The sequence below is a fragment of the Streptomyces sp. NPDC002265 genome (assembly GCF_040296125.1).
Taxonomy (GTDB): domain Bacteria; phylum Actinomycetota; class Actinomycetes; order Streptomycetales; family Streptomycetaceae; genus Streptomyces.
Genome location: NZ_JBEOWS010000350.1, coordinates 1 through 9,986 on the forward strand (window position 1 = coordinate 1; position 9,986 = coordinate 9,986).

Annotated in this window: 4 protein-coding genes; 3 read left to right on the forward strand and 1 reads right to left on the reverse strand. The window is 73.3% G+C overall.

The window, feature by feature from the left end; all coding sequences use genetic code 11:
• Positions 1-607: 607 nt before the first annotated feature.
• Both ABT085_RS38375 and ABT085_RS38380 read left to right on the forward strand, forming a co-directional pair.
• Entirely contained in the window at positions 608-3,940 is a 3,333-nt protein-coding gene (locus ABT085_RS38375) for a right-handed parallel beta-helix repeat-containing protein (protein WP_351619130.1), read from the forward strand.
• Positions 3,941-4,054: 114 nt separating this feature from the next.
• On the forward strand, positions 4,055-5,257 hold the full coding sequence (locus ABT085_RS38380) for a S8 family serine peptidase (RefSeq protein WP_351619133.1): 1,203 nt from the start codon (positions 4,055-4,057) through the stop codon (positions 5,255-5,257).
• Positions 5,258-5,326: 69 nt separating this feature from the next.
• Here the strand turns inward: ABT085_RS38380 and eccCa are convergent, their stop codons facing one another.
• Positions 5,327-9,280, reverse strand: coding sequence for a type VII secretion protein EccCa (gene eccCa / locus ABT085_RS38385; protein WP_351619138.1), 3,954 nt, complete (start codon positions 9,278-9,280; stop codon positions 5,327-5,329).
• Positions 9,281-9,567: 287 nt separating this feature from the next.
• Between eccCa and ABT085_RS38390 the strand changes: the two genes are divergently transcribed.
• A partial coding sequence (locus ABT085_RS38390) for an EsaB/YukD family protein (RefSeq protein WP_351619136.1) occupies positions 9,568-9,986 on the forward strand: 419 nt, incomplete at its 3' end.

Here is a 9,986-nt window from a genome sequence, read left to right on the forward strand (position 1 = left end):
CGCCCCGCGCGGTGCCCCGGCCCGGGCCAACCCCCCCGGGCCGGGGACACGGCATCATCCCGTCGGTCAGGGGCTGTTCCGTCCGGACGGTCGTCCCGGCGGAGGTGTGATCAGGCGCAGTCCGACCGGGACGGCGCCCGGATCCTCCCGCCACAGGCAACCGGCCACTTCCGGCGACCGGCGCGGGTCTGGGCCGACGGCGGCTACACCGGCCACCTCACCGACTGGACCGGCCAGCACCTCGGCCTCGGCCTCGTCCTCGACATCGTCCGCCGCCACGAGAACGTCCGGGGTATCCAGGCGATGAACCGCCGCCTGACCGCACGACCTCAACCGCCCGCAGTCCTGTCGGCAGGGTGAACCTTGCGGCCTTCGCCTCCACCAGCCAGCCCGGCGGACAGCAGCGGACAGCAATGGACAGCAATGGAAGGCGGGCCTGCCGTCTCCGGCAGACCCGCTGTTCGGCTCTCTGCCATCTCCGCTGTCTCCGCCTCCGAGGAACTCGGGCCGACGTGTCAACACCGCTTGTCGGCAGGCATGATGGGGCCGTCGGCACCCTGCCACAGGGCGACCAGCGCCGTGAGAGGCTGCGAGAGATGGAGAGCGTGTGTCACGCCAGGTACTGACGGTCCGCCCCGACGGATCCGGCGGCTTCCGCACGATCGGTGAAGCGCTCGCGAGGGCGCGCAGCGGTGCGGTGATCAGCGTGGGGCCCGGGACCTACGAGGAGAGCCTCGTCGTCGGCACCCGGGTGACCATCGTCGCCGAACAGTCGCGGGGGACGGTGGAGATACGCCCCCGGCGCGGCAGCGTGGTCAGCCTGCGCGCCGACGCGGTGATGCTCACCGACCTGGTGCTGCGCGGCCGGGACGAGGACCTGCCCGTCGTGGACGCGGTCCGCGGCCAGGCGGCGATGGAAGGCTGCGACGTGACCGGCTCCGCGTGGACGGCCGTCCTCGCCCGGGAGACCGGTTCGCTGGCCATGCGCGACTGCCGGATCAGCAACGGCGCGGGGGCCGGGGTGGTCGTCACCTCGGCCGTGGAGAGCTCGCTCGAGTCCTGCACGGTGGAGCATCTGGGCACGTCCGGCGTGGTCATCGGCGAGCGCGGCCGGGTCACGGTGCGCGGCTGCACCGTGCGCGACGCGCGGGCCAACGGGATCCTGGCCAACGGCGATGCCCAGGGGTCCGTCGAGGACTGCGACATCTCCGCCACCGACCAGCCGGCCGTGGCGCTGGAGGGCCTCTGCACCACCCGCGTGCTGCGCACGGTCGTCCACGACGTGGCGATCGGGGTGCTGGTGAGCAGTGCCTCCCGCACCGTGCTGGAGGACATCAGGGTCACCGCGACCACCGGTCCGGCCTTCGTCGTGTCGCAGGGCAGCGACCCGCTGCTGCGCCGCTGCCGCACTGCCCGCACGACGGGCAACGGCCTGCTGGTCACCGACCGGGGGCGCGGCACCTACGAGGACTGCTGGCTGGACTCCTCCCAGGCGCCCGCGCTGCGAGTGGCCGGCTCCGGCTCGCCGTCGCTGACCTCGCTGACGGTACGGGACTGCGCCGCCCCGGCCGCTGTGCTGCTGGAGGAGGAGTCCACCGCCGAGCTCGACCGGGTGGAGGTGGTCGACGCGGCGGGCGCCGGGATCCGGATCGCGACCGGCGCCAACCCGATGATCCGCCGCGCCCGGATCAGCGGTGCGGGCGGCAACGGCGTCGAGGTCGTCAAGGACGGCCGGGGCCGGCTGGAGGACAGCGAGATCGCCCGGACCGGCACGGCGGGCATCCATGTGGAGAGCGCGGGCAACCTCTACGTCGGCGGCACCACCCTGCTCGCGCCGACCACCGCGGGCCTGTCCGTGGGCACGGACGGGACCGTCACGGCCCGCGACTGCGAGATTCGCGAGGCCGGTGCCGACGGCGTGGTCGTCGAGGCGGACGGCGAACTGACCGGCGCCCGGCTCCAGGTCGTCGGCGCCCCGGAGTGCGGCGCCGTGATCCGGCAGGGCGGGCGGGCCGCGCTCAACGGGTGCACCCTGGCCGGCAGCGGCAAGGACGGACTGCGGGTGGAGACCACCCTGCCGGTGTCCGTCGTCAACTGCACGGTCCGCGACAACGCGGGCAGCGGCCTGGTCCAGTCCCAGCCCGGCGACCGGCTGGCGGTGGAAGGCCTCACCACCAGCGGCAACGGCCGTCGCGACGCCTGGGGATACGGCGACGCCGAGGGCACCGACCCGGCGGGCACCACGCCGGACGGCGCGGACGCACCCGAGCAGAGCGGTCCGCTCGCCGAGCTGGAGGCGCTGATCGGACTGTCCAACGTCAAGCAGCAGGTCCGCACCCTCGTCAACCTCACCCAACTCGCGCAGCGTCGAGCCCAGTTGGGCATGTCGGCACCGCCGATGAGCCGCCACCTGGTGTTCTCCGGCCCGCCCGGCACCGGCAAGACCACTGTCGCCCGCCTCTACGGCACCGTCCTGGCCCAGCTGGGCGCGCTGCGCTCGGGGCACCTGGTCGAGGTCTCGCGCGCCGATCTCGTCGCCCAGGTCATCGGCGGCACCGCCATCAAGACCACCGAGACTTTCAACAGGGCACTGGGCGGGGTGCTGTTCATCGACGAGGCCTACACCCTGACCGCCGACGGCGGACGTTCGGGACCCGACTTCGGACGGGAGGCCGTGGACACCCTGCTGAAACTGATGGAGGACCACCGCGAGGACGTGGTGGTCGTCGCGGCCGGCTACTCGGGGGAGATGCAGTCCTTCCTCAGCAGCAACCCCGGGCTGGCCTCCCGCTTCTCGCGGACCGTGGAGTTCGAGAACTACGCGGTGCACGAGCTGGTGGCCATCGTGGAGAGTATGTGCGCCCGGCACCAGTACGAGCTGGGCGAGGGCGCCGGCGCCGCGCTCGCCCAGCACTTCGACCGCATGCCCAAGGACGCCGCGTTCGGCAACGGCCGCGCCGCCCGCCAGGTGTTCGAGGAGATGGTCGACCGGCAGGCCGTACGGCTGGCCACGCAGCCCGAGGTGAGCGAACGGGACCTGAGTCTGCTGCTCGCCGAGGACACCGGGGCGCAGGTCCCGGCCGGCCCGCACGGGGACGCGGACGATCCCGAGCGCGGCGACGCCCTGTCCCGGCTCGGCGCGATGGTCGGGCTGGCGGCCGTGAAGCGCGACGTCACCGATCTGGTCAACCTGCTGTCGACCGCCCGCCGGCGGGAGGCCGCCGGGCTGCCGAGCCCCCGGGTCAGCCACCATCTGGTCTTCACCGGCCCGCCCGGTACCGGCAAGACCACCGTCGCCCGGCTCTACGGCGAACTGCTCGTCTCGCTCGGGGTGCTGCCGCAGGGCCAACTCGTCGAGGTGGCGCGGGCCGACCTGGTGGGCCGCTACGTCGGCCACACCGCGCAGTTGACCCGCGAGGTCTTCGAACGCGCCCGCGGCGGAGTGCTGTTCATCGACGAGGCCTACACGCTCACGCCGGCGGGCGGCTCCTCCGGCTCCGACTTCGGCCAGGAGGCGGTCGACACCCTGCTGAAGCTGATGGAGGACCACCGCGACGAGGTGGTCGTCATCGTGGCCGGCTACACCCGGGAGATGGAGTCCTTCCTGGCGTCCAACTCGGGTCTGTCGTCGCGGTTCTCACGACGCGTGGAGTTCGCCGACTACACCTCCGACGAGCTGGTCACCATCGTCCGGATGCACGCGGACGGTTCGGGCTACGAGTGCGGGCCCGGGGTCGGCGCGTTGCTGCGCGAGTACTTCGACTCCCTGCCGCGCGACCGCTTCTTCGGCAACGGGCGGCTGGCCCGGCAGGTGCTGGAGTCCATGATGACGCGGCAGGCGGGCCGGGTCAGCGCCATGGCCGCACCGGGCCTGGACGACCTGCGGCTCCTGCTGCCCGACGACGTGCCGGGGATGCGGACGCCGACCCCGGAGAGCTGACCGGACGGCTGCGAGGAGCGCTAAGGGGAGAGCCGCTGGCGGGTGACGGCTGCCCGTAGGATGCGGGTCATGTCTCGCCGCCCTCGACTGGCCCATCTCCCCCGCACGGCAAGGATGTTGATTGTCTCCCTGTGCCTGGGAGCCCTGCTTCCGCTGGTGAGCGGGCCCGAGGCCGCCGCCGCCGACGGCGCCCCGGTACGGCTGCCCGTGATGCCCGCGCGACTGGACGCGGACGCCGCCTGCACCGGGGCCTCCGCCCAGCGGGCCACCACCGTGCCCTGGGAGCAGGGGAGCCTGCAGCTGACGGGCACCTGGCCGTTCTCGGACGGCTCCGGGGTGACGGTGGCGGTGGTGGACACCGGGGTGTCCACGACGGCGCCCGCCCTGTCCGGCCGGGTCACCGCGGTGGGAGCGGCGGGCCAGGACTGCGTGGGGCACGGGACGTTCGTCGCGGGGCTGGTCGCAGCGTCCACGGTCGACGGCGTGAGGTTCGCGGGGGTCGCCCAGCGGGCGAGGATCCTCGCGGTGCGCGGCACGGACGAACGGGGCGCGGCCACGGCGCAGAGCGTCGCGTCGGGGATCGCCGAGGCGACGGCGGCCGGCGCCGACGTGATCACCGTCTCGTCGGCTCTGACGCAGGGGTCGAGCGGGCTGACGAAGGCCGTCGAGGCGGCCCTGGCGAAGGACGTGCTGGTGGTGGCGGCGGCCGTGCCCGACCCGCCGACCGGGTCCTCGGCCCAGGACGAGGATCCGACCCCGCAGGCGTACTGGCCCGCCGCGCAGTCCGGTGTGCTGTCGGTGCTGGACGTGGACGCGCAGGGACAGCGTCCGGACGGCGCCCTGCTGCCGCGCGCCGCCGACCTGGCGGCCCCCGGCGACGGGGTGGTCGGGATCGGCCCGCGCGGCAGCGGGCACTTCATCGGCTCCGGAGCCTCCTTCGCCGCCGGGTACGCGAGCGGGGCCGCGGCCCTGGTTCGCTCCTCCCACCCGGACCTGACGGCCGCGGAGACGGCCGCCCGCCTCACCGCGAGCGCCTACCCGGACGACGTCCCCCGGCTCGACCCGTTCGCGGCCGTGACCGGGGTGGTCCCGGAGACGCCCGACCGGGCCGCGGCCCCCGCGCCACAGGCCCCGGTGCAGCTGCCAGGGGACGACGCGGCCCGGCCGATCCGGCGGGCCGGGCTGTTCGCGGCGGCGAGCGCGGCCCTGGTCCTGCTGGTGATCTGGGCCGCCCTGGCCCTCCCCCGAGCCCGTACCCGCAACTGGCGGCCGGCCGGCGCTCCCGCCGCCGACGAACCCGGCGGCGCAACGAACTGAGGGGCGGAGCCGACACCCGGACGCCCAAAGTCGAGGGCGGACGACGCCCGGCCCTCCGGGCGCCCTCCGTCAGGCGCTCCCGCCCTTCCCATCCCCTTCCCCGGCGGGCTCCGCCGGCTGCGCCAGCGCCGTCTGGATCAGGTTCGCCTTGCGCCGGGCGATGTACTGCGCACGGCCCGCCGGCAGGTTGCGCGGCTTGATGTTGCCGAAGACATAGCCCTCCGACGGCGGGCAGGACAGCAGCACTCCCGGGGTGTTGACCTCGTCGAGACGGCGCAGCAACTGGTCGTTGAGGCCGCGGCCGGCGCCGGTGGCGGAGCGGACCGCGACGACGTGCAGTCCCAGCTCGTGCCCCAGGGCCAGGTGGTCGAAGAGCGGGGCGAAGGGGTGGTCGAAGTTGTTGCTGCCGACCACCATGTCGTAGTCGTCGACCAGTACGAACAGCCGGGGGCCGTGCCACCAGTCGGCGAGGCGCATCCGAGCGGGGGTGATGTCCGGCCCCGGCAGCCGGGTCTTGAGCGCGCGCGCCGAGCCGGCGACGAGTTCCTTGAGGGCGTCGACCGAGACGGCGTGGCCGAGCTGGTACTCCGGCGGGACGGCGTCCACGAGCTCGCGCCGGTAGTCGACGACCAGGACCCGCGCCTCGCTGGGAGCGTAGCGGGCGGTGACGGCCTGCGCGACGAGCCGCAGCAGGTTGGTCTTGCCGCTCTCGGTGTCGCCGACCGCCACCAGGTGCGGGGTACGGCTGAAGTCGTGCCACACCGGGGAGAGCTTCTCCTCGTCCTGGCCCAGCGGCAGCCGCAGCCCGTCGCCCAGCTCGGGGGCGGGCAGCGTCGAGGCCGGCAGCCGGTGCGGCAGCATCCGGACGGCGGGCGCGGGCTCGCCCGACCAGTGCGCGGCGGTCCTGTCCACCAGGGCAGTGACGCCGTCGACGAGGTCCTCCGTGGTGCTGACGCCGTCGAGCCGGGGCAGCGCGGTCAGGAAGTGGAGTTTGCCGTCGACCGTCAGGCCGCGTCCCGGCAGCCGGGGCACGACGGCGGCCTTGCGCACGTCCACCACGGAGTCCATGGGGTCGCCGAGCCGTAGCTCCAGCCGGGTCGCACTCTGGTCGCGGACCTGCGCACTCAGTTCCACCCAGCGGGTGGTGGTGACGATCAGGTGGATGCCGTAGTTGAGACCGCCGGTGGCGAGCTGGTTGAAGGTGGGCAGGAGATGGTCGAAGTTCTGCTTGACCTGTGCCCAGCCGTCCACCACCAGGAAGACGTCCCCGTGCGCCTCGTCGGCGAACTCCCCGGCCGCGCGCCGCCGCCGGTAGCCGGCCATGGAGTCGATCCCGTGGTCGAGGAAGAACTGCTCGCGGTGGTTGAGGACGGCGGTGACCTCGGCCACCGTGCGGCTGATCCGCTCGCTGTCGAGCCGGGAGGCGACCCCGCCGACGTGCGGCAGCCCGGCGAGCGAGGAGAGGGTGCCGCCACCGAAGTCGAGGCAGTAGAACTGCACTTCGGCCGGGGTGTGGGTGAGAGCCAGGGAGGCGAGGAGAGCGCGCAGCACGGTGGACTTGCCGCTCTGCGAGCCGCCGGCGATCGCGACATGGCCGCCGCCCGCGGACAGGTCCAGCACCAGCGGCTCGCGTCGCTGGTCGAAGGGCTTGTCGACCAGGCCGACGGGGACCCGGAGCCGGCCGGCGCCGGGCCAGCGGGTGGCGCTCAGGCCACGGTCGGCGGTGGGTTCGAGGCCGGGGAGCAGGGCGTCCAGGGTGGGCGGCTCGTCGAGCGGCGGCAGCCAGACCTGGTGGGCTTCGGGGCCGGAGTCGCGCAGCCGGTCGACGGCCACGGCCAGCAGGCTCTCGGCGGACTCCGTCTCCTCCTCCGGCTGGGGGGCGGGGGTGGCGGAGGTCCGCGGGACCACCCAGCCGGCCGTCCACGGCACGACCTGGCTGGCGACCCTGGCCTGCACGGCCGCGCCGCGCCGGCGCCGGTAGGGCCCCGAGACGTAGGCGGCGCGGAACCGGGTCAGCGCCTCCACCCCGCTCTTGAGATAGCCGGCGCCGGGCTGCGAGGTCAGCTGGTAGGCGTCGGGAACGCCGAGCACTCCGCGGCTCTCCATGGCGGAGAAGGTGCGCAGGCCGATCCGGTAGGACAGATGGCTCTCCAGCTGGTGCATGCGCCCTTCGTCCAGGCGCTGGGAGGCGAGCAGCAGATGCACGCCCAGCGACCGGCCGAGGCGGCCGATCATCACGAAGAGGTCCATGAACTCACGGTGTGCGGCCAGGAGTTCGCTGAACTCGTCGACGACGACGAAGAGGCTGGGCAGCGGCGCCAGCGGGGTGCCGGAGCTGCGGGCCTTCTCGTACTCCAGGGCGGAGGTGTAGTTGCCGGCCGCCCGCAGCAGCTCCTGGCGTCGCATGAGTTCGCCGTGCAGGGCGTCCTGCATGCGTTCCACCAGGGCGACTTCGTCCGCGAGGTTGGTGATGACGGCGGAGGTATGCGGGAGTTCGTCCAGGCCGAGGAAGGTCGCGCCGCCCTTGAAGTCGACCAGGATGAAGTTCAGCGTCTCGGAGGAGTTGGTCAGGGCCAGTCCCAGGACCAGGGTGCGCAGCAGCTCGCTCTTGCCGGAGCCGGTGGCGCCGATGAGCATGCCGTGCGGGCCCATGCCGCCCTGCGCGGACTCCTTGATGTCGAGTTCCACGGGTGTGCCGTCGGCGCCGACCGCCACGGGGACCCGTAGCCGGGCGGCCCCCGTGTGGCGCTTCCAGAGGGTGTCGGGAGTGTGCCGGTGGAGGTCGGGGATGCCGAGCAGGGTGGTCAGCTGCACGTCGGCGCTGAGGGGTTCGGCGACGTCCACGGCCAGGCTCATGCGGTACGGGGCCAGCAGCCGGGCCAGCGCCTCGGCTGCGACGGGTCCGACCTGGTCGGGGCGGCCGAGGAGGGTGGTCTGCTCCTTGCGGCTGCGGTCGGTGCGCACCAGGCGGACCGCCGCCGGGGTGACGTCGAGGCGCAGGGTGGTGCGGCCCGGACGCCAGGCCAAGGCTCCGGAGAGGTCCAGCACGACGGTGTTGCGCAAGCCGGGGCCGTCCAGGCGGTGACCGGCGGGCACGGTGACGCCGTCGACCACGATCACGGTGTAGGGCTCGTCCCGGCCCGGCGTCGCGTCCGGGTCGAAGACCGGGCGCTCGGTGAACTCGGTGCCCAGCAGGTCTTCCAGGTCGTTGAAGGTGCCGGCCACCATGCGGGCCGCGCCGGCGCCGTCCTGTTCCTGCGGATGCAGGTTGTGGGGCAGCCACTTGACCCATTCCCAGTCCGCGCGCCGCTCGTCCGAGACGCACAGCGCGATCCACAGCTCCTCCGGCGGGTGGAACACCGCGAGCTGGCACAGCGCCGCGCGGACCATGGCGCGGGTGGCGGGCTCGTCACCGCGGGTCAGCACCCGCGACCAGGACCGCAGATAGAGCGCGATGGGCTGGCCGGGGACGGTGCTGTAGGCGCGGATGAAGCGGCGCAGGGCGTGCGCGCTGAGCGGCTCCAGGTCCTCGACGGGCTTGGTGGACAGCGAGTTGAGCCGCATCGCGAACTGCTGTTCGCCGACGGCTATCCGGACCTCGCCGAAGTCCTCGTCCTTGACCCGGCGTTCCCACAGCCGGGTGGTGCGGACCATCGCGCGCAGCGTCCGGGGGTGCGGATGCCGCCAGGCGAGGGCGAGTTGCTGTTCGACGACGGCCCGGTGGACCTGGCGTCTGATCTGGGTGAGATAGCGCAGATAGTCCCGGCGCTCGCCGCGCAGCCGCTGCTTGCGCTCTCCGGACTTGCGCATGACCTGACCGACCATCATGGCGGCGGAGGCCAGCACCATCATGCCCAGCGCGATGTAGGTGAAGGAGCTGTTGCGGCCGCCCGGCCTGATGAACATCATCATCATGGACACGGACATCATGGCCATCGGCAGGTACGTCCAGACCGCCGAGCTGTCGGGCACGGTCTCCGGGAGCGTCGGGGGTTCCTGCAGGCTCAGCTCGCCCTCGGGCATGTCGGGGCCTCGGCGACGGGCCGGCCTGCGAAAGAGAACCACACTCAACGCGACTTCTCCTTAGGGGGATCGGGGCTTCGCGCCGCACAACAGGGCGCTGATCCCCCGGCGTTGTGACACGCCGTCGGTTTGGGACCCATAATTCTGTTCGACTGCCCATCGGTAGTCTGCATGGCGACGACACATAGGTCCAAACGGCCACCGCCCTAACTCCCCCGGATCCGTGCCAGTTAGGCGCCCGAACTCCGCCCTCGCCCGGCTCGACTCATGGAGACGTGAGACCCACGATGACCGACAGCTCCGTTGCGGGCCTGTGCCGCCTCACCGTCCGGGCCCCGGCCAGGACCATCGACCTGGCCGTGCCCTCGGACGTGCCCGTGGCCGATCTGCTGCCCACCGTCCTGCAGTACGCGGGCGAGGAGGTCGAGGAGAACGGTCTGGAGCACGACGGCTGGGTGCTGCAACGCCTGGGCGGGGCCGCGCTGGACGACGAGGCCACCCTGGCCGCGCTGGACCTCAAGGACGGCGAGGTCCTGTATCTGCGTCCGCAGACCGAGTCGCTGCCGGAGGTCCGGCTCGACGACCTGGTGGACGGCATGGCGACGGTGACCCGGGACCGGCTGCACAGCTGGGACGCGGCGGCCGGCCGGCGACTGCTGCTCGGCATGGCGGTGGCCGCCCTGACGCTGGCCCTGGCGGTGCTGGC